Annotated in this window: 16 protein-coding genes; 11 read left to right on the top strand and 5 right to left on the bottom strand. The window is 55.9% G+C overall.

Features of this window, described 5'->3' with window-relative positions; translation table 11 throughout:
* Window positions 1–76 precede the first annotated feature (76 nt).
* The 4 genes from C7M51_RS09975 (at window position 77) to cirA (ending at window position 5,821) form a co-directional block, all read left to right on the top strand.
* A complete protein-coding gene (locus C7M51_RS09975; protein ID WP_160621652.1) occupies window positions 77–1,543 on the top strand; it encodes an amino acid permease in 1,467 nt (488 codons plus the stop codon).
* A gap of 264 nt (window positions 1,544–1,807) precedes the next feature.
* Window positions 1,808–2,890, top strand: coding sequence for a FecCD family ABC transporter permease (locus tag C7M51_RS09970; RefSeq protein WP_160621651.1), 1,083 nt, complete (start codon window positions 1,808–1,810; stop codon window positions 2,888–2,890).
* Window positions 2,890–3,675, top strand: a complete 786-nt coding sequence (locus C7M51_RS09965; RefSeq protein WP_160621650.1) for an ABC transporter ATP-binding protein — start codon at window positions 2,890–2,892, stop codon at window positions 3,673–3,675. Before C7M51_RS09970 ends, C7M51_RS09965 begins: the two co-directional genes overlap by 1 nt.
* A 193-nt stretch (window positions 3,676–3,868) precedes the next feature.
* Window positions 3,869–5,821, top strand: a complete 1,953-nt coding sequence (gene cirA / locus C7M51_RS09960; RefSeq protein WP_160621649.1) for a catecholate siderophore receptor CirA — start codon at window positions 3,869–3,871, stop codon at window positions 5,819–5,821.
* 36 nt (window positions 5,822–5,857) lie between these two features.
* On the opposite strand, the gene fghA is transcribed toward cirA, so the two are convergent.
* From fghA to ptrR, 3 genes are read right to left on the bottom strand one after another with little or no spacing between them, the layout of a single operon-like run.
* Window positions 5,858–6,700: an S-formylglutathione hydrolase gene (gene fghA, locus C7M51_RS09955; RefSeq protein ID WP_160621648.1), complete on the bottom strand. Its 843-nt coding sequence runs from the start codon at window positions 6,698–6,700 to the stop codon at window positions 5,858–5,860.
* An 11-nt stretch (window positions 6,701–6,711) separates the two neighbouring features.
* Window positions 6,712–7,836 carry an S-(hydroxymethyl)glutathione dehydrogenase/class III alcohol dehydrogenase gene (locus C7M51_RS09950; protein ID WP_160621647.1) on the bottom strand — a complete coding sequence of 375 codons (1,125 nt, stop codon included), beginning with the start codon at window positions 7,834–7,836 and terminating at the stop codon, window positions 6,712–6,714.
* A complete protein-coding gene (ptrR, locus tag C7M51_RS09945) occupies window positions 7,823–8,743 on the bottom strand; it encodes a putrescine utilization regulator PtrR (RefSeq protein ID WP_160623623.1) in 921 nt (306 codons plus the stop codon). Before ptrR ends, C7M51_RS09950 begins: the two co-directional genes overlap by 14 nt.
* Window positions 8,744–8,848: 105 nt before the next feature.
* Here ptrR and C7M51_RS09940 point away from each other — a divergent pair, with 105 nt between their 5' ends.
* From C7M51_RS09940 to mglC, 7 genes are all read left to right on the top strand, one after another.
* Window positions 8,849–10,006 carry a YbfB/YjiJ family MFS transporter gene (locus C7M51_RS09940; protein ID WP_160621646.1) on the top strand — a complete coding sequence of 386 codons (1,158 nt, stop codon included), beginning with the start codon at window positions 8,849–8,851 and terminating at the stop codon, window positions 10,004–10,006.
* A gap of 135 nt (window positions 10,007–10,141) precedes the next feature.
* Complete coding sequence (gene folE / locus C7M51_RS09935; RefSeq protein ID WP_160621645.1) at window positions 10,142–10,807, top strand: GTP cyclohydrolase I FolE; 666 nt, start codon at window positions 10,142–10,144, stop codon at window positions 10,805–10,807.
* A 38-nt stretch (window positions 10,808–10,845) separates the two neighbouring features.
* Entirely contained in the window at window positions 10,846–11,997 is a 1,152-nt protein-coding gene (gene yeiB, locus C7M51_RS09930; protein WP_160621644.1) for a DUF418 domain-containing protein YeiB, read from the top strand.
* A gap of 153 nt (window positions 11,998–12,150) precedes the next feature.
* A complete protein-coding gene (gene galS / locus C7M51_RS09925; protein ID WP_160621643.1) occupies window positions 12,151–13,191 on the top strand; it encodes an HTH-type transcriptional regulator GalS in 1,041 nt (346 codons plus the stop codon).
* 321 nt (window positions 13,192–13,512) lie between these two features.
* A complete protein-coding gene (gene mglB, locus C7M51_RS09920) occupies window positions 13,513–14,508 on the top strand; it encodes a galactose/glucose ABC transporter substrate-binding protein MglB (protein WP_160621642.1) in 996 nt (331 codons plus the stop codon).
* Between the two features lie 68 nt (window positions 14,509–14,576).
* Window positions 14,577–16,097 carry a galactose/methyl galactoside ABC transporter ATP-binding protein MglA gene (gene mglA / locus C7M51_RS09915; protein WP_160621641.1) on the top strand — a complete coding sequence of 507 codons (1,521 nt, stop codon included), beginning with the start codon at window positions 14,577–14,579 and terminating at the stop codon, window positions 16,095–16,097.
* A gap of 20 nt (window positions 16,098–16,117) precedes the next feature.
* Entirely contained in the window at window positions 16,118–17,128 is a 1,011-nt protein-coding gene (mglC, locus tag C7M51_RS09910; RefSeq protein WP_160621640.1) for a galactose/methyl galactoside ABC transporter permease MglC, read from the top strand.
* Window positions 17,129–17,203: 75 nt separating this feature from the next.
* On the opposite strand, the gene sanA is transcribed toward mglC, so the two are convergent.
* Window positions 17,204–17,926 carry an outer membrane permeability protein SanA gene (sanA, locus tag C7M51_RS09905; RefSeq protein WP_160621639.1) on the bottom strand — a complete coding sequence of 241 codons (723 nt, stop codon included), beginning with the start codon at window positions 17,924–17,926 and terminating at the stop codon, window positions 17,204–17,206.
* Between the two features lie 134 nt (window positions 17,927–18,060).
* Window positions 18,061–19,758 carry an NAD-dependent malic enzyme gene (locus C7M51_RS09900; RefSeq protein WP_160621638.1) on the bottom strand — a complete coding sequence of 566 codons (1,698 nt, stop codon included), beginning with the start codon at window positions 19,756–19,758 and terminating at the stop codon, window positions 18,061–18,063.
* Window positions 19,759–19,825: the final 67 nt, after the last annotated feature.

Raw genomic sequence — 19,825 nt, 5'->3', positions numbered from 1 at the left:
TCCGTTATCGCTATACTTGACCGGGTGAATTGTTACAATCGCGGCCTCATTTTTTACCCATTTACAGCGTTTAAATATGGTTCAGGATAAAAAAACAACACAGCAGCCAGGGTTAAAACGCGCGCTTAAGGCGCGTCATTTAACCATGATCGCTATTGGCGGTTCGATTGGCACCGGGCTGTTTGTCGCTTCAGGCGCCACGATTTCTCAGGCGGGCCCCGGCGGTGCGCTGCTTTCTTACGTTCTTATTGGCCTGATGGTTTACTTCCTGATGACCAGCCTGGGCGAACTGGCTGCCTTCATGCCGGTTTCCGGCTCTTTCTCCACCTATGGTGCCAAATATGTCGAAGAGGGATTTGGCTTCGCGCTTGGCTGGAACTACTGGTACAACTGGGCAGTCACTATCGCCGTTGACCTGGTGGCATCACAGCTGGTGATGAGTTACTGGTTCCCTGACACGCCGGGCTGGATCTGGAGCGCGCTGTTCCTCGCGCTGATGTTCCTGCTGAACTATATCTCCGTGAAGGGCTTCGGCGAAGCGGAATACTGGTTCTCGCTGATTAAAGTCACCACCGTGGTCATTTTTATCGTTATCGGAATACTGATGATGATAGGCATTCTGCGCGGCGGTGAAAATGCGGGCTGGCATAACTGGCAGATTGGCGATGCGCCGTTCGCCGGTGGCTTCTCTGCAATGATTGGCGTGGCGATGATCGTCGGCTTCTCTTTCCAGGGCACCGAACTTATTGGTATCGCCGCGGGCGAATCGGAAGATCCGGCGAAAAATATTCCGCGCGCGGTGCGTCAGGTTTTCTGGCGTATTCTGCTGTTCTATATTTTCGCCATTCTGATTATCAGCCTGATTATTCCGTATACCGATCCCAGCCTGCTGCGTAACGATATAAAAGATATCAGCGTTAGCCCTTTTACGCTGGTGTTTGAGCACGCGGGCCTGCTCTCGGCGGCGGCGGTGATGAACGCGGTGATCCTGACGGCGGTGCTGTCGGCGGGCAACTCCGGCATGTACGCCTCCACGCGTATGCTGTTTACGCTGGCCAGCGAAGGTAAAGCGCCGCGCATTTTTGCGAAGCTGTCGAAGAATGGCGTGCCGCGCAACGCGCTGTACGCTACTACCGTCGTAGCGGCGCTCTGCTTCCTGACCTCAAAATTCGGCGATCAGCAGGTTTATCTGTGGCTGCTGAATACCTCCGGGATGACCGGCTTTATCGCCTGGCTCGGCATTGCTATCAGCCATTACCGCTTCCGTCGCGGCTACGAAGCGCAGGGTCACAGCCTGGCGGATCTGCCTTACCGCTCTGGTTTTTTCCCGCTGGGGCCGATCTTTGCCTTTATTCTCTGTCTGATTATCACGCTTGGGCAGAACTATGAGGCGTTCCTGAGTGACACTATCGACTGGTATGGCGTGGCGGCTACCTATATTGGCATTCCGCTATTCCTGATAATCTGGTTCGGTTACAAGCTGACGCGTCGCACCCGTTTTGTACGTTACCGCGATATGGAGTTTCCCCGTTTCGGTGATTAACGGTCAGGACTAAAGCCGTGAACGTAAAGGCGCGACGCAGGTCGTGCCTTTTTGTTTTAATCAGGTTATCAACGTCACCGTTACAAATTGCATTGATAATCATTATCATTTGATTTATTGTTCCAGCCCTGACCATGCAGGCTTTCTGCCAGAGGCAAAAAACCATAGTAAACGGGCGCTTATTATCAGGCTAACGCTGTAAAAAGCGGTAATCTGAAGGCTGACCCGCCTTGTCCGGAATGACGGATACTGACAGGATTTAACATGAGTGTAACGCATAATTCTGCGCCCCTTGACCGCACGGGATCGCCTTTGCCGGTAATGGGACGTTACCACCAGCTATTAAGGCGTCGCCTGCTGCTGATCGGCGTACTGCTGTTGGCTATTCTGGCCTCGCTGATTCTCGATTTTACGCTTGGCCCCTCCGGTCTGACGCTGGATACCCTGTGGCACACGCTGCTACAGCCGGAGAGCGTGGATGCCGGTACGCGCGTCATCGTCTGGGAAATTCGCCTGCCTTACGCGCTGATGGCGGTGGTGGTAGGGCTGGCGCTCGGCCTGGCTGGCGCAGAAATGCAGACCATCCTCAACAATCCGCTGGCCAGCCCTTTTACGCTGGGCGTCTCCTCGGCGGCAGCTTTCGGTGCTGCGCTGGCGATTATTCTTGGTATCGGTATCCCCGGCATTCCCGATCAGTGGTTTATCTCCGGTAACGCCTTTGCTTTTGCTCTGTTCGCCGCGTTGATGCTTGATGGCGTCACCCGCTGGACGCGCGTCGCCTCTTCGGGCGTGGTATTGTTTGGCATCGCGCTGGTGTTTACCTTTAACGCGCTGGTCTCCATGTTGCAGTTTATCGCCAGCGAAGATACCTTGCAGGGGCTGGTATTCTGGACCATGGGCAGCCTGGCGCGCGCCTCATGGGAAAAGCTGGCGGTGCTTAGTATCGCGGTAGTGATAATGCTGCCGTTCTCGCTGATGAGTTCATGGAAGCTGACCGCGCTGCGCCTCGGTGAAGATCGGGCGGTCAGCTTCGGTATCGACGTGCGCCGTCTGCGTCTTGGCACGCTGCTGCGCATCAGTATCCTTTCCGCGCTGGCGGTCGCTTTTGTTGGGCCGATTGGCTTTATTGGCCTGGTTGCGCCCCATATTTCACGTTTAGTGTTTGGTGAAGATCACCGCTACTACCTGCCCGCCAGTGCGCTGACCGGGGCACTGGTGCTGTCGATGGCTTCGGTTGCCTCGAAAAATCTGATTCCGGGCGTGATTATTCCTGTCGGCATTGTTACCTCGCTGGTGGGCGTGCCGTTCTTCCTGACCATTATTCTGCGTCATCGGGGGAATGTCTGATGGAAGGCTTACAGATCCGCGGCTTTCATACCGGTTATCCAAAACGCAAAGTAATTGAAAACCTTAGCGTGCCACAGTTGCCGCGCGGCAAAATCACCGTGCTGCTGGGGCCTAACGGCTGCGGCAAATCCACGCTGCTGCGTGCGCTGGCCGGTCTGAATCCGGCGCAGGGTGAACTGTGGATCAACGGGGAAGAGCTGCTGGCATTACCTTTCTCCCGCCGCGCCGAGCGGGTGGTTTATCTGCCGCAGTCGTTACCGGCTGGCGTGCATTTGCACGTGCTGGAATCGATTATCGTCGCCCAGCGCGCCTCCGGCGCTTCAGGCGGCAGCGCCAGTGAAGCTGAGGTGATGGCACTGCTGGAGCAGCTGGGTATTTCTCATCTGGCGTTAAGCTATCTCGATCAGCTTTCCGGCGGACAAAAGCAGCTGGTGGGATTAGCACAATCGTTAATTCGTCGTCCTGAATTATTATTACTTGACGAACCATTAAGCGCGCTGGATTTAAATTATCAGTTTCACGTAATGGATTTAGTCCGGCGGGAAACGCGGCGGCGCAATATTATTACGGTGGTGGTGGTGCATGATATTAATATCGCGCTGCGCCATGCCGAACACGTATTAATGCTGAAGCAGGGTAAATTAATTGCCGATGGCGAACCGGCGCAGGTGATCACCGCGCAAAGCCTGGCGCAGGTCTACGGCGTGCGCGGGCGCATCGAACTTTGTTCGCAGGGCACACCGCAGGTGTTAATCGACGGGCTGGTCGCCGAGCCTGGCCTGTAGCAGGCAGAGAAATAAAGGGTGGCGGACGCCTGTGTTCGCTATCAGCTAAATAATCTGATACGACAAGATAATTATTATTAGCGTCCGGGTATCCCGGACGGAAAATGGCAGTCTGTTGGCGATGATTATCGTCTTTTCAATGTGGGCATGAGCGTAATTTTATCCTTACTATTGTTACCTCATGGAGAGAAGTATGTTCCGCTTAAATGCCGTGATGCGCGCAGGTATCTGCTCGTCTGCTGTTATTCTGTCACTGCCGGTTTATGCCGCAGGAGAAGATCATAATGAGACGATGGTGGTTACCGCCTCGGCAAATGAAGTTAATTTACAGGATGCGCCTGCCAGTATCAGCGTGATTACCAGCGAAGAGCTTAAGCGCAAACCGGTACAGAACCTGCGTGACGTACTACGTGAAGTTCCGGGCGTGCAGTTAACCGACGAAGGCGACAATCGTAAGGGCGTCAGCCTGCGCGGGCTGGACAGCAGCTACACGCTGATTCTGATTGATGGCAAGCGCGTCAATTCGCGCAATGCGGTATTCCGCCATAACGATTTCGATCTTAACTGGATTCCGGTAGACGCCATCGAACGTATCGAAGTGGTGCGCGGCCCCATGTCTTCACTGTATGGCTCCGATGCGCTGGGCGGCGTGGTTAACATCATCACCCGCAAGGTTGGCAAAGCCTGGCACGGCACCCTGAGCGCCGATACCACCTTGCAGGAACATCGCGATCGCGGCGACAGCTATAACGGCAACTTTTTCGCCAGCGGCCCGCTGGTTGACGATCTGCTGGGTGTGAAGGTTTACGGCAACCTCGGCAAGCGTGAAAAAGATGATGCGCCCTCTGCCAGCAGCGGCGATTCTCCGCGTATTGAAGGCTACACCTCGCGCAACGGCAACGCGGAATTTACCCTGACGCCCAGCGATAACCAGGAGATCGGTGTCGGTTATGGTTTCGATCGTCAGGATCGCGATTCCGATTCGCTGGATAAAAACCGCCTGGAGCGCCAGAACTACAGTCTGAGCCACAACGGACGCTGGGATTTTGGCAACACCGAGCTGCGCTTCTATGGCGATAAAATCGACAACTATTCCAGCGAGATGATTACCTCGCGTAATAACAGTCTCGACGGCAAGCTGGTCGTGCCGCTGGCCGATATCAATCAGCTACTGACCTTCGGCGGCGAATGGCGTCACGATAAGCTGAGCGATGCGGTTAATCTGAAAGGCAGCGGTAGCACCTCCGCCAGCCAGTATGCGCTGTTTGTGGAGGATGAATGGCGGCTGCTGGAGTCGCTGGCGCTGACCGGCGGCGTGCGTATGGACGATCATGAGACCTACGGCGATCACTGGAGCCCGCGTCTCTATCTGGTATGGAACGCCAGTGATACCGTCACGGTGAAAGGCGGCTGGGCCAATGCCTTTAAAGCACCTTCGTTATTGCAGCTTAGCCCGGACTGGCAGAGCAACTCCTGTCGCGGCAGCTGTGCGGTAGTCGGCAGTCCGAAACTGAAGCCGGAGACCAGCGAAAGCTTTGAGCTGGGGCTCTATTATCACGGTGATGAAGGCTGGCTGGATGGCGTAAGCGGCAGCGTGACCGCTTTCCAGAACAATATTGACGATATGATCAATATTGCACGTACCTCTAACAAAGCGCTGGCACCGGGTTACAGCAACTTTGTTGGTTTTGATAAAGATGGTAAGCCGGTATTCCGTTACTACAACGTCAACAAGGCGCGTATTAACGGTGTGGAAACGGAACTGAAGGTGCCGTTTAACGATAGCTGGAAGCTGACGCTGAATTATACCTATAGCGACGGACGCGATCTTAGCAACGGCGGCAATAAGCCGCTGAAAGAGCTGCCGCTACACACCGCCAACGGAACGCTGGACTGGACGCCGCTTGACGACTGGAACTTCTATTTGCAGGCTAACTACTCCGGCGAGCGTCGTACGCTGAAAAACGATGGCAACACGCCGGGTGGCTATGTGCTGTGGAATACCGGTGCCAGCTGGCAGGCGACGAAAGCGGTTAAGCTGCGCGCAGGCGTGCAGAATCTGCTGGATAAGGATTTCAGCCGTGATGATTACGGCTATACCGAGGATGGACGTCGCTACTTCCTGGCGATGGATTACAACTTCTGAGGCCGGTAAAAAGGGCGGCCTGCGCCGCCCTCAATGTTATGCCAACAGATGCTGCGCATGGAAACGCAGATGATCCTCAACGAATGAGGCGATAAAGAAGTAGCTGTGATCGTAACCCGGCTGAATGCGCAGCGTCAGCGGCCAGCCGGTTTGCTGCGCTACCGTTTCCAGCCGCTCCGGCTGGAGCTGATCGGCAAGAAACTGATCGCTGTCGCCCTGATCGATCAATATCGGCAGCTGCGCCGCCGCCTCCTGCATCAGCAGGCAGCTGTCATACTGCCGCCACTGTTCACGATCCTCGCCCAGATAGGCGCCGAGCGCCTTCACGCCCCAGGGCACCTCGCTGGGATTGACGATAGGCGCAAACGCGGAAGCAGAGGCGAAGCGGTGCGGATTACGCAGCGCCAGCACCAGCGCGCCGTGGCCGCCCATTGAATGGCCCATCACCGCCTGACGATCGCTGATGTTAAAGCTGGCGGCGATCAGCGCTGGCAGCTCCTCATTCAGATAGTCGTACATGCGGAAATGCTGTCGCCACGGCTCCTGCGTCGCATTCAGATAGAATCCGGCCCCCTGACCGAGATCGTAAGCCTCGTCGTTCGGCACCTCGTCGCCACGCGGGCTGGTATCCGGCATCACCAGCACCAGGCCCAGCTCCGCCGCTACCCGCTGCGCGCCCGACTTAACCGCAAAGTTTTCATCGGTGCAGGTCAGGCCAGCCAGACACCAGACTACCGGCGGCGGCGTGTCGCCTTTTGGCCCCGGCAGAAAGATGCCAAAGGTCATATTGCAGCCGAGCTGCGAGGAGTGGTGGCGCCAGCGCTGCTGCCAGCCGCCAAACAGACGATGTTCTTCCAGTAATTCCAGCGTGGTTGGCATTGCGGCTCCTGTTATTTACGGAAATGCACCACGGAGCGAATCGATTTGCCCTCGTGCATCAGATCGAACGCCTCGTTGATCGCTTCCAGCGGCATGGTATGGGTAATAAAGTCATTCAGCTGGAATTTCCCGTCAAGGTAATCCTGGACGATGCCCGGCAGCTGTGAGCGGCCTTTGACGCCGCCGAAGGCGGAGCCGCGCCAGACGCGCCCGGTTACCAGCTGGAAAGGACGGGTAGAAATCTCTTCGCCCGCGCCCGCTACGCCGATAATCACCGACTCGCCCCAGCCTTTGTGACAGCACTCCAGCGCTGAACGCATCACGTTAACGTTACCGATGCACTCAAAAGAGAAATCCACGCCGCCGTCGGTCATCTCAACGATCACTTCCTGAATCGGCTTGTCATAATCTTTCGGGTTGATCAGATCGGTAGCGCCCAGCTTACGTGCCAGATCGAATTTGCTGGTATTGATATCGATACCGATAATGCGGCCCGCTTTCGCCATCTTCGCGCCGATAATCGCCGACAGGCCGATGCCGCCGAGACCGAAAATTGCCACGGTATCGCCTTCCTTCACTTTAGCGGTATTCATCACCGCGCCCATGCCGGTGGTCACGCCGCAGCCGAGCAGGCAAACTTCTTCCAGCGGTGCCTCTTTACTGATTTTCGCCAGCGAGATTTCCGGCACGACGGTGTACTCGGAGAAGGTTGAGGTGCCCATATAGTGGAAGATCGGCTTGCCGTCTTTAAAAAAGCGGGTGGTGCCGTCCGGCATCAGCCCTTTGCCCTGCGTAGTACGAATCGCCTGGCAAAGGTTGGTTTTGCCGGAGAGACAGAATTTGCACTTGCCGCACTCCGGGGTGTAGAGCGGAATGACGTGATCGCCTGGTACCACGCTGGTTACCCCTTCACCTACCGCTTCGACAATGCCGCCGCCTTCGTGCCCAAGAATCGCCGGGAAAACGCCTTCGGGATCTTTGCCCGACAGCGTGTAGGCATCGGTATGGCAGACGCCGGTCGCCACGATGCGTACCAGCACTTCACCTTTTTGCGGCGGCATCAAATCCACTTCTTCAATTTTCAGCGGTTCGCCTGCGGCCCAGGCAACGGCGGCGCGGGTCTTAATCATTTCCATTTATACACTCCTGAGGATGCATCAACTCATCGTTAACGGGTTTGTCGTCGAACTGCTCAATGATCAAATATTTCAGCGCTTCCACATTGGGAGTAAAAGCGTCGCGCCGCCACAGCAGCCAGGTGGCGGTATCGCGGAACCTGGCCGGTAGCCGATGCGCCTGCACCCGCTCGCGTCCCGGCATCTGTGCCAGTACCGATTCGGGCAGCAGCGCCACGCCAGCGCCGCTGGCAACGCAGGCCATCATCGCGTGATAGGACTGAATCTCCATCACGTTATGCGGCTGCACGCCGCCATCGCGGAACCACTCTTCCAACAGCAGGCGATAAGAACAGCTGGTGCGAAACGCAAATACCGTATCACCGCTGGCATCCGCCGCGCTGCGGATCGGCGCATGGTCGACGCTGGAAATCAGCGTCATCTGCTCGCGAAAGGCGATACAGCCATTCAGTTCGTCATAGTGGGCGGGGCCGTCAACCAGCGCCGCCGCCAGCGTGCCTTCGCGCACACGATCGATGATCTCGCCGGAGGTGCCGGTGATCAGCGACAGCGCCACCGCCGGGTAGCGCTGATGGTAGGCGGCCAGCAGATTCGGCAGGCGAGTGGCAGCGGTACTTTCCATTGAGCCGAGGGCGAAGTTACCGCCCGGTTCACCGGTGCGTGCCATACTTAACGCCTCTTCGCTGAGCGCCAGAATACGCTGCGCGTAACCAAGAAAATTATGGCCCATCGGTGATAAACGCAGACGCTGTTTTTCACGAATAAACAGATCGCCCCCGATCTCCTGCTCCAGCTGGCGCAGGCGCGTGGTCAGATTGGAAGGGACTCGATGCAACTGTTCTGCGGCGCGCGCCACCGAACCGGTTTCCGCCACCGAACAGAACATACGTAACTGGACTAAATCCATCTGTTCTCTTACCGTAAGTAACTTCATCTTAAACATTCACTTTTCGTGAGTTTAAACGGCGGGCATGATGGATGCAATGGCTAAACAACAAAAGATGAGGCCGCAATGCAGCAAAGGGATGGTAAAGCGGAGACAAGCGCAGGGCGTATTGCGCTAAGCGCGCTATTGTCGCTGGTGGTGGCAATGGGGATTGGGCGCTTCGCTTTTACGCCGCAGGTGCCGTTAATGATCGGTGATGGTCAGCTAACGTTAACCAGCGCCAGCCTGGTGGCGGCGCTGAACTACCTGGGCTACCTGTGCGGATCTTTTGATGCGATGCGGGCGCGTCATCATGTCGAACGACGGCTGCATGCGGGCATGTGGGGCGCGGTATTGCTGACGTTGCTCTCCGCGTTGCTCGCTAACCCCTGGCTGCACGGTGTCGCCCGCCTGTTGATCGGCTGGGCCAGCGGCTGGGCGATGGTGCTGGTGGCGGCCTGGAGCAATGAACAGCTGCTGCGCCACAACCGGCCTGGGCTGTCGGCCATGGTGTTCGCCGGGCCGGGCGTCGGGATCGTGCTGAGCGGGCTGCTGGCGATGCTGCTTAACGTCTGGCACGTGGCGGCAGCGGGTGCCTGGCTTGCCTATGGTAGCCTCGCGCTGCTGCTGGCGTTGATTATCGCGCCCGCTCTGCCGCGCCACGGCGAGCTGCATCGCTCGGAAACCGCTCCGGCACCGCTGGTGCTGAACGGCAACCTGAAACGGCTGGTGTTCAGCTACAGCCTGGCGGGCTTTGGCTATATTCTGCCCGCCACCTTTCTCTCGCAGCTGGCGGCGGCGCGCTTTCCGCACAGCCCGTTTGCCCAGTTCGTCTGGCCGATTTTTGGCGGCGCGGCGGTGGCTGGCATTCTGCTGGGTATCCTTACCCGACGTTGGGCAAGTACCCATAGCCGACTGGCGCTGGTGCTGTGGTTACAGGCGCTGGGGGTGTTTATCGGCGGCATGGCACCCGGACTCGCCGGGCTGGCGACGGGTGCCTTGCTGACCGGCGGCGGCTTTCTCTGCGTGGTGCAGCTGACATTACAGTACGGTCGCGAGCTGGCACCGCAGCATACGCGCTATCTGGCCGGGCTGCTGACCACCGGCTACGCCATCGGTCAGCTGGTAGGGCCGATGCTCTCCTCTCTCTCCAGCCTGCTGTGGCAGCGGCTCGATCCGGCACTGTATTTGGCGGGCATGGCGCTGCTGCTGGCTGGCGCGCTGGTCTGGCGCCGCGCTGCATGAAGGGATTTCAGCGACGATTAAAGGGATTCACTGGATAAACGTCCCGGAGTGCTTCAGAATACGCGCTCTGATTACTATTCCGATAACGACGCGTGCGCGATTGTCGGTAAGTTACACCTGCAGGAGAAACATCACATGGTGACGTTAAGTCATGAAGCCGCTCTGGTCCACGAAGCGCTGCTGGCGCGTGGCCTGGAAACCCCGCTGCGTGCGCCTGCGCGTGAAATGGATGACGAAACGCGTAAGCGCCTGATTGCTGGTCATATGACGGAAATCATGCAGCTGCTCAATCTCGATCTGGACGATGACAGCCTGATGGAGACGCCTCACCGCATCGCTAAAATGTATGTGAACGAGATTTTCTCCGGCCTCGACTACGCTAATTTCCCTAAAATCACCCTGATCGATAACAAGATGAAAGTGGATGAGATGGTGACGGTGCGCGACATTACGCTGACCAGCACCTGTGAGCACCACTTTGTTATCATTGACGGCAAGGCTACCGTCGCCTATATCCCGAAAGATAAGGTGATCGGCTTATCGAAAATCAATCGTATCGTGCAGTTTTTCGCCCAGCGCCCGCAGGTGCAGGAGCGTCTGACTCAACAGGTATTGATCGCGCTGCAAACGCTGCTCGGCACCAATAACGTGGCGGTCTCTATCGATGCGGTGCACTATTGCGTGAAGGCGCGCGGCATTCGCGACGCTAACAGCGCCACCACAACCACGTCGCTGGGCGGGCTGTTTAAATCGAGCCAGAATACGCGCCAGGAGTTCTTGCGCGCGGTGCGCCATAACTGATTGCTTTTTCGCCGCAGATGAGGCGGCAGGAAACGTGCATGCAACGACAAATCACGCTTGATTTTATTCGTGGTCTGGCCATTCTCGGTATCCTGCTGCTGAATATCAACGGCTTCGGTTTACCTTCTGCCGCCTACCTCAATCCTGCCTGGCAGGGCGTTCCCTCATTTGGCGATGCGCTAAGCTGGGCGCTACTCGATCTGCTGGCGCAAAGTAAATTCCTCACGCTGTTCGCCTTACTGTTCGGTGCGGGCCTGCAAATGCTGCTGCCGCGCGGTAAGCGCTGGATACAGGCGCGGCTGACCTGGCTGGTGATTATCGGATTTATTCACGCCGTAATGCTGTGGGAAGGGGATATTCTGCTGGCTTACGGCATCGTCGGGCTGATTGCCTGGCGTATGATCCGCGAGGTGCCTTCGACGCGCTCGCTGTTCAATACCGGCATCATGCTCTACCTGGTCGGCGTCGGCGTGCTGCTGCTGTTTGGTTTGATTTCATCCCCTACGCCAACACATACCTGGCTGCCTGGTGCGGCGGAGATCCAGTATGAGGCCGCCTGGAAAGTGGGCGGCGGCCTGGAAGCGATGCGTAACCGGCTTGATCATCTCTCTTCTATGCTGCTGGCACTGGGCGCGCAGTATGGCTGGCAGCTGGCGGGGCTGATGATGATCGGCGCATCGCTGATGCGCAACGGCTGGCTACGGGGGACCTGGAGTCGCCGCCACTACCGACGTACAGCGGCGATTCTGCTGCCGCTGGGCTGGCTGATTCAGCTACCGGCTACCTGGCTGCAATGGCATCTGGAGTGGAGCTATCACTGGACGGCGTTTTATCTACAGATGCCGCGCGATTTGGCCGCACCTTTCACCAGCCTTGGCTATGCCGCACTCTGTTTCGGTTTCTGGCCGCAGCTGGCGCAGTTGAAAATAACCCAGGCGATCTGCTGCGTTGGGCGTATGGCGCTGACCAACTATCTGCTGCAAACGCTACTCTGCACCACGCTGTTTTATCACCTCGGCCTGTTTCAGCACTTTAGCCGTAGTCAGCTGTTGCTGCTGGTGGCACCGGTGTGGCTGGTTAATCTGCTGCTTTCCACGCTCTGGCTGCGCTATTTCCGTCAGGGGCCGCTGGAATGGTTATGGCGCAGGCTGACGCTACTGGCGACCGGCAGCGCCGCGCCAGGCGGATAATGACCGGTATCACAAAGGTTAAAAAATTGTATGTAACCGTTTTCATCCGTGTGACGTAATTCACGCAGCCTCTGCGAGCGGCCTGCCAGAATAGCCGCCAGCTATCCTATGCGGCAGGTGAGTCATGCAAAAATCTCTCTCAGGTAATCGCTTATGATTACCATTCGTGATGTGGCGCGTCAGGCGGGCGTCTCTGTCGCCACCGTTTCCCGCGTGCTGAATAACAGCAGCGCGGTGACGGCTGAAACCCGTGATGCGGTGTTACAGGCGGTGGAAGGGCTGGGCTATCGCCCTAACGCCAACGCGCAGGCGCTGGCTACCCAGGTCAGCGATACCATTGGCGTCGTGGTGATGGACGTTTCCGATCCCTTCTTTGGCGCGCTGGTTAAAGCGGTAGATAGCGTGGCGCAGCGCGTGCAAAAGCATGTGCTGATCAGCAACTCCTGGCATCAGGAAGAGAAAGAGCGCCACGCCATTGAAGTATTGATACGCCAGCGCTGCAACGCGCTGGTGGTCCACGCCAAATCCCTTTCCGATGCTGAACTGGGCAACTTTATGGACCAGGTGCCGGGAATGGTGCTGGTAAACCGCATTTTACCCGGCTACGCGCACCGCTGCGTCGGGCTGGATAACGTGACCGGCGCAGCGATGGCCACGCGTATGCTGCTTCAACAGGGGCATAGCCGTATCGGCTATCTCAGCTCCAGCCATCCCATTGAAGATGTCGATCAGCGCCGCGCCGGTTGGCTGATGGCGCTACAGGAGCAGGGCATTGTACCGCCGGAAGTCTGGGTTGGCAGCGGCGAGCCGGATATGCAGGGCGGCGAGGCGGCGATGGTCGAGCTGCTGGGGCGCAACCTACAACTTAGCGCCATCTTCGCCTATAACGATGGCATGGCGGCCGGGGCGCTGACGGCACTAAAAGATAACGGCATCACAGTACCTCACCATTTTTCGGTTATCGGCTTCGACGATATTCCGATATCGCGCTATACCGATCCACAGCTCACTACCGTGCGTTATCCCATTGTTTCTATGGCTAAATTGGCCACCGAGCTGGCGCTAAAGGGCGCGGCGGGCGAGCTGGATAGCGATGCACAGCACTGTTTTATGCCCACTCTGGTGCGGCGTCACTCGGTGGCGGCGCGGCAAAATGTGGCACCGGTCACTTTTTCCACCGATTCATCCATGTAACCGTTTTCAATCTGTGAGTAAATTCACAGTTAATTAACATTGTGCTCACTATGATATCAGCGTCTAAACGTTGCTGAAACATAATGTAACGGTTGCATTACCCCTTAACGCAGCCAGTTATCAGCGTCATGTAACATTTTGTCACTACTCTCAGGAAGCGTTACCGCACAGGGAAGTCAGGTTTTGTGTCAGCAAGCCATCGGCTTTGGGTAACGTTTTCTTAACCACCCGCCTGAGCCGATTTTTTTCACTGCCTGTCCATTGCTTCGCCTGTTGGTGAAGCAACAGAGGTAGAACGACCCTGTAAAAACCGGAGATACCATGAATAAGAAGGTTTTCACCCTCACTGCCCTGGTTGCCAGCATGATGTTTGGCGCAACGGCGCACGCAGCAGATACTCGCATTGGCGTCACCATCTATAAATATGACGATAACTTTATGTCGATGGTGCGTAAGGATATCGAAAAAGACGCGCAGGCCGCTGGTGGCGTACAACTGCTGATGAATGACTCGCAAAACGACCAGTCCAAGCAGAACGATCAGATCGACGTACTGCTGGCGAAAGGGGTAAAAGCCCTGGCGATTAACCTGGTCGATCCGGCGGCGGCTGCCGTGGTGCTGGATAAGGTGCGCGGCAACGACGTGCCGGTGGTGTTCTTTAACAAAGAGCCGAATGCCAAAGTGCTGGCCAGCTATGACAAAGCTTACTATGTCGGCACCGACTCTAAAGAGTCCGGCGTGATTCAGGGCCAGCTGATTGAGAAACACTGGAAGGCAACGCCCGCCTGGGATCTGAACAAAGACGGGCAGATTCAGTTCGTGCTGCTGAAAGGGGAGCCGGGCCACCCGGACGCCGAAGCGCGTACCAAATATGTCATCGACACCCTGAACAAAGAGGGCATCAAAACGCAGCAGCTGGCGATGGATACCGCAATGTGGGATACCGCGCAGGCAAAAGATAAAGTTGACGCCTGGCTCTCCGGCCCGAATGCCAACAAAATCGAAGTGGTGATCGCCAACAACGACGCGATGGCGATGGGCGCGGTAGAAGCGCTGAAGGCGCATAACAAATCCTCGATTCCGGTGTTTGGCGTCGATGCGCTGCCGGAAGCGCTGGCCATGGTGAAATCGGGCGCGATGGCCGGTACGGTGCTGAACGACGGCGCTAACCAGGCGAAAGCCACCTTTGAGCTGGCGAAAAACCTCGCCGCTGGCAAACCGGCTGCCGAAGGCACCAACTTCAAACTGGAAAATAAAATCGTCCGTATTCCTTACGTGGCGGTAGATAAAGAGAACCTTTCTCAGTTCAGTAAATAAAGGTATGCGGGCGCGTCCTGAACGCGCCCTTATTTGCCAGACGCAGACACTTTTCAGCCAGGTAAATTATGGCCAGCGAAAACAGTACACAGCAGCATGAATTCCTGCTGGAGATGACGCATGTCAGCAAGTCATTTCCCGGCGTGAAGGCTTTGGACAATGTTAATCTGAGAGTCCGGCCACATTCTGTACACGCGCTAATGGGGGAGAACGGCGCGGGGAAATCTACCTTATTAAAATGCCTGTTTGGTATTTACAGTAAAGACAGCGGATCGATTCTTTTTCAGGGGAGAGAAGTTAATTTTAAAAGCGCGAAAGAAGCGCTGGAAAATGGCGTATCGATGGTGCATCAGGAATTAAACCTGGTACTGCAACGCTCGGTAATGGATAACATGTGGCTGGGGCGCTATCCAAAAAAAGGGCTGTTTGTCGATCACGATAAAATGTATCGCGATACTAAAGCCATTTTTGATGAACTGGATATCGATATCGATCCGCGTGATAAAGTGGCGCAGCTGTCGGTTTCGCAAATGCAGATGGTGGAAATCGCCAAAGCTTTTTCCTATGACGCCAAAATCGTTATTATGGATGAGCCAACTTCCTCGCTGACGGAAAAAGAGGTAAACCATCTGTTTACCATTATCCGTAAGCTAAAAGATCGCGGCTGCGGCATTGTTTATATCTCGCATAAGATGGAGGAGATCTTTCAGCTGTGCGACGAAATTACCATCCTGCGTGACGGTCAGTGGATCAATACTCAGCCGCTGGAAGGGCTGGATATGGATAAAATTATCGCCATGATGGTGGGACGTTCCCTGAACCAGCGCTTCCCGGATAAAACCAACGTGCCGGGCGAGGTGATTCTGGAGGTACGCGGCCTTACCTCACTGCGTCAGCCCTCAATTCGCGATATTTCATTCGATCTGCATAAAGGGGAGATCCTGGGCATCGCCGGACTGGTGGGCGCTAAACGTACCGACATTGTCGAAACGCTGTTCGGCATTCGCGAAAAGGCGAGCGGCACGATTAAGCTGCACGGCAAAGCGATTAATAACCACAGCGCGAATGAAGCAATTAATCATGGCTTTGCTTTGGTGACCGAAGAGCGCCGCTCGACCGGTATTTACGCCTACCTGGATATCGGCTTTAACTCGCTGATTTCAAATATCCGCCAGTATAAAAATAAGCTCGGCCTGCTGGATAACAGCCGGATGAAAAGCGATACCCAGTGGGTAATTGATGCCATGCGGGTAAAAACGCCGGGACACCATACCTCTATTGGCTCTCTTTCTGGCGGCAACCAGCAGAAAGTGATTATCGGACGCTGGCTGCTTACCCAGCCGGAAATATTAATGCTGGATGAACCGACGCGCGGCATCGATGTAGGTGCCAAGTTTGAAATTTATCAGCTTATTTCTGAACTGGCGAAACGCGATAAGGGGATCATTATTATCTCGTCCGAAATGCCGGAGCTGCTGGGTATTACCGACAGGATTCTGGTGATGAGCAATGGCCTCGTCGCCGGTATTGTCGAAACGAAAAACACCACGCAAAACGAAATATTACGTTTAGCGTCGTTACACCTTTAATGATGTAAGGGCTGTTTACCATGAAAGCTACAACGAAAAAGAATGCGCTGACCTGGTTGAAAGAGGGAGGCATCTATGTTGTTTTGCTGGTGCTGTTAGCGATTATTATTTTCCAGGACCCGACATTCCTTAGCTTAATGAACCTGAGTAATATTCTTACCCAATCCTCGGTGCGTATTATTATCGCGCTGGGCGTTGCCGGGCTGATTGTTACCCAGGGCACCGACCTTTCTGCCGGTCGGCAGGTAGGGCTGGCGGCGGTAGTGGCGGCAACTATGCTACAGGCGATGGACAATGCCAATAAGGTGTTTCCGCAGCTGGATACCGTGCCTATTCCGCTGGTAATCCTGACGGTCTGCGTAATTGGCGGCCTGATCGGTCTGCTGAACGGTGTTATTATCGCTTACCTGAAGGTGACGCCGTTTATTACCACACTGGGCACCATGATTATCGTCTACGGTATCAACTCGCTCTACTATGACTATGTGGGTGCGTCGCCGATCGCCGGTTTTGATGCGGGTTTTTCGACATTCGCTCAGGGCTTCCTGCGCTTTGGTGATTTTAAACTCTCCTACATTACCTTCTACGCCGCTATCGCTATCGTGTTCGTCTGGATCCTGTGGAACAAAACGCGCTTCGGGAAAAATATTTTTGCTATCGGCGGCAATCCGGAAGCGGCAAAAGTTTCCGGCGTTAACGTACCGCTGAACCTGATCCTGATTTATGCGCTTTCCGGCGTGTTTTATGCCTTCGGTGGCCTGTTGGAAGCGGGGCGTATCGGCAGCGCCACCAACAACCTGGGCTTTATGTATGAGCTGGATGCCATCGCCGCCTGCGTGGTGGGTGGTGTCTCCTTCGCCGGTGGTGTTGGTACGGTGGCGGGCGTGGTGACCGGGGTGCTGATTTTTACCGTAATCAACTACGGCCTGACCTATATCGGCGTGAATCCTTACTGGCAGTACATTATTAAGGGCGGCATTATCATCTTCGCCGTGGCGCTGGATTCGCTGAAATACTCTCGTAAGAAGTAGTTCGACGCGGCGGGCCGCTTCCGCCTGCTTGCTATCAGCTAAATAAAAGCCGACTTCACGTCGGCTTTTTTACGATCATTTTTTCTGCCGCCGCTGTTCCAGCTCCAGCAGCTGTTCCGGCGTTACCGCAGGATAACTTTGCGCGCCCTGCGGCACCTCATGCACTGCCGGAATCGGCACCAGCGGACCAAGAAAACGCGGCTCACGCTTCATAATATAGAGATCTGCCAGCGCGCCGAGACGCGCCGCCACCTCACGCGCGCGTACCGTCAGCATATTTTTCGGCGACGGCACGGCGTAGCATTGCGCCTGAATACCCATATGCAATGCGATATAGAGCGCGCGCTCGCAGTGGAAACGCTGGGTGATAATAATGAAATCGTTGGTATCGAATACCTTACGCGTGCGCACAATAGAATCGAGTGTACGAAAACCCGCATAGTCCAGCACGATATCGGCAGGATTAACGCCTGCGGCGATAAGATCTCGACGCATAGTCATCGGCTCGTTGTAGCTGTGCTGCGCATTATCGCCGCTCAGCAGTAGATAATTCACCTTTCCGCTGTTATAGGCGTTCAGCGCGCCCTGAATACGGTAGTAGTAATATTGGTTCGGCACCCCGGTGCGGTAATACTTGGCGGTACCCAGCACTACGCCCACCTGGCGATGCGGCAGCGAGGTCAGATCGTCGTAGATCCATGGCGCGGTTTTCCAGGCGATCCAGCGATCGAGGCCGAGCGCAGCCAGTATCATCAACAGCAGGATGATGGCCAGGCCATATGTCATGCGTTTCAACATGTTCGGCGTGCTCAGGACGGGGCGAAGGATAGTTCAAGGCTACTTGAGCCGTTAACACGAAGCAAGCACGCGCCGGTCAGGCGCGGCTTTTTTAAGCAATCTCTGCCGCCATTAGCAGCAGAGCGCTTTTTTTGCTAAATAGAGGTGCGACGATAGTTACGGTATTGCGGCAGCCAGAAGTTATTAGCGATCGCTCGCGACAGCACATCCTCTGACGTTACTACCGCCACGCCCGCCAGCTGTGCCGCTTTGCCAACCGCCATGGCGATCACTTTGGATACGCCCTGTATGTCTTTAATCTCCGGCAGCACCGGGCCTTCGCCGTCGTTTACCAGCGGCGAACAATCCGCCAGCGCGCGGCTGGCGGCCATCAGCATACTGTCGGTGACGCGGGTCGCGCCGGAGGCGATCACGCCCAGGCCAATGCCCGGAAAAATATAGGAGTTGTTACACTGGGCGATTGGATAGGTTTTATCTTTCCAGGTTACCGGGGAGAAAGGGCTACCGGTCGCGACCAGCGCAGCGCCATCAGTCCAGGCGAGAATATCCGCCGGAGTCGCTTCCACGCGTGAAGTGGGGTTAGAAAGCGGCATTACGATGGGACGTGCGCAGTGGCGATACATTTCACGAATAATCTCTTCGCTGAACAGCCCCGGCTGACCGGAAACGCCAATCAGGATATTTGGTTTGGCGTTGCGCACCACGTCCATCAGCGAAATTGCATCGCTCGGTAAATTCCAGCCGGTGAGGTTTTCGCTCTTCTGCACCAGCTTGCCCTGAAAGCCAAGCAGGTTCGGCAGTTTGTCGGTCAGCAGGCCGAAGCGGTCAACCATAAAGACTTTGGCGCGTGCTTCTTCATCGCTTAGCCCTTCCGATTTCATCTGGGCTATAATCTGTTCGGCGATACCACAACCCGCAGAGCCCGCGCCGAGGAATACCACGTTCTGATCGCGCAGACGGCTGCCCGCAGCGCGGCTGGCAGCGATCAGCGTGCCGAGCGTAACGGCAGCGGTGCCCTGAATATCATCGTTGAAGCAGCACAGCTCGTCGCGGTAGCGTTCCAGCAGCGGCATAGCGTTTTTCTGCGCGAAATCTTCAAACTGCAACAGCACGTTTGGCCAGCGGCTGCGCACCGCCTGGATAAACTCATCGACAAAGCGTTCATACTCTTCGCCGGTAATGCGTGGATGACGCCAGCCCATGTAGAGCGGATCGTTGAGCAGCTGCTGATTGTTGGTGCCGACATCCAGCACCACCGGCAGGGTGTAGGCTGGACTGATACCGCCGCAGGCGGTATAGAGCGACAGCTTGCCGATAGGAATACCCATACCGCCGATCCCCTGATCGCCAAGGCCGAGGATACGTTCGCCATCGGTAACCACGATCACTTTCACATTCTGCTTGGTGGCGTTTTGCAGCATATCTTCAATGCTGGCGCGGTTGGGATAGGAGATAAACAGACCACGGGCGCGACGGTAGATTTCAGAAAAATGTTCGCAGGCGGCACCGACCGTTGGGGTGTAGATAATCGGCATCATCTCTTCCAGATGATTATCGAGCAGACGATAGAACAGCGTTTCGTTGGTATCCTGGATATTGCGCAGGTAGACGTGCTTATCGTTATTGTTCTTGAAATCCTGGAACTGACGCCAGGCGCGTTCAGCCTGTTCTTCAATCGTTTCCACCGTTTCCGGCAGCAGGCCGTTAAGGTTGAAATCGTTGCGCTCTTCAACGGTGAAGGCGCTGCCTTTGTTCAGCAGGGGAAATTCCAGCAGGATAGGGCCTGCGTAGGGGATATACAGCGAACGTTTACTTTCGTAATCGAGTTCCATGCGGCGTTTGCTCCGGTTACAGGCACATTCTCTTAGGGGAAGTGACCAATGTTTTAGGATGACAGGG

The sequence above is a fragment of the Mixta intestinalis genome (genome assembly GCF_009914055.1).
Lineage (GTDB): Bacteria > Pseudomonadota > Gammaproteobacteria > Enterobacterales > Enterobacteriaceae > Mixta > Mixta intestinalis.
This window is presented reverse-complemented; position numbering and strand designations above follow the sequence as displayed.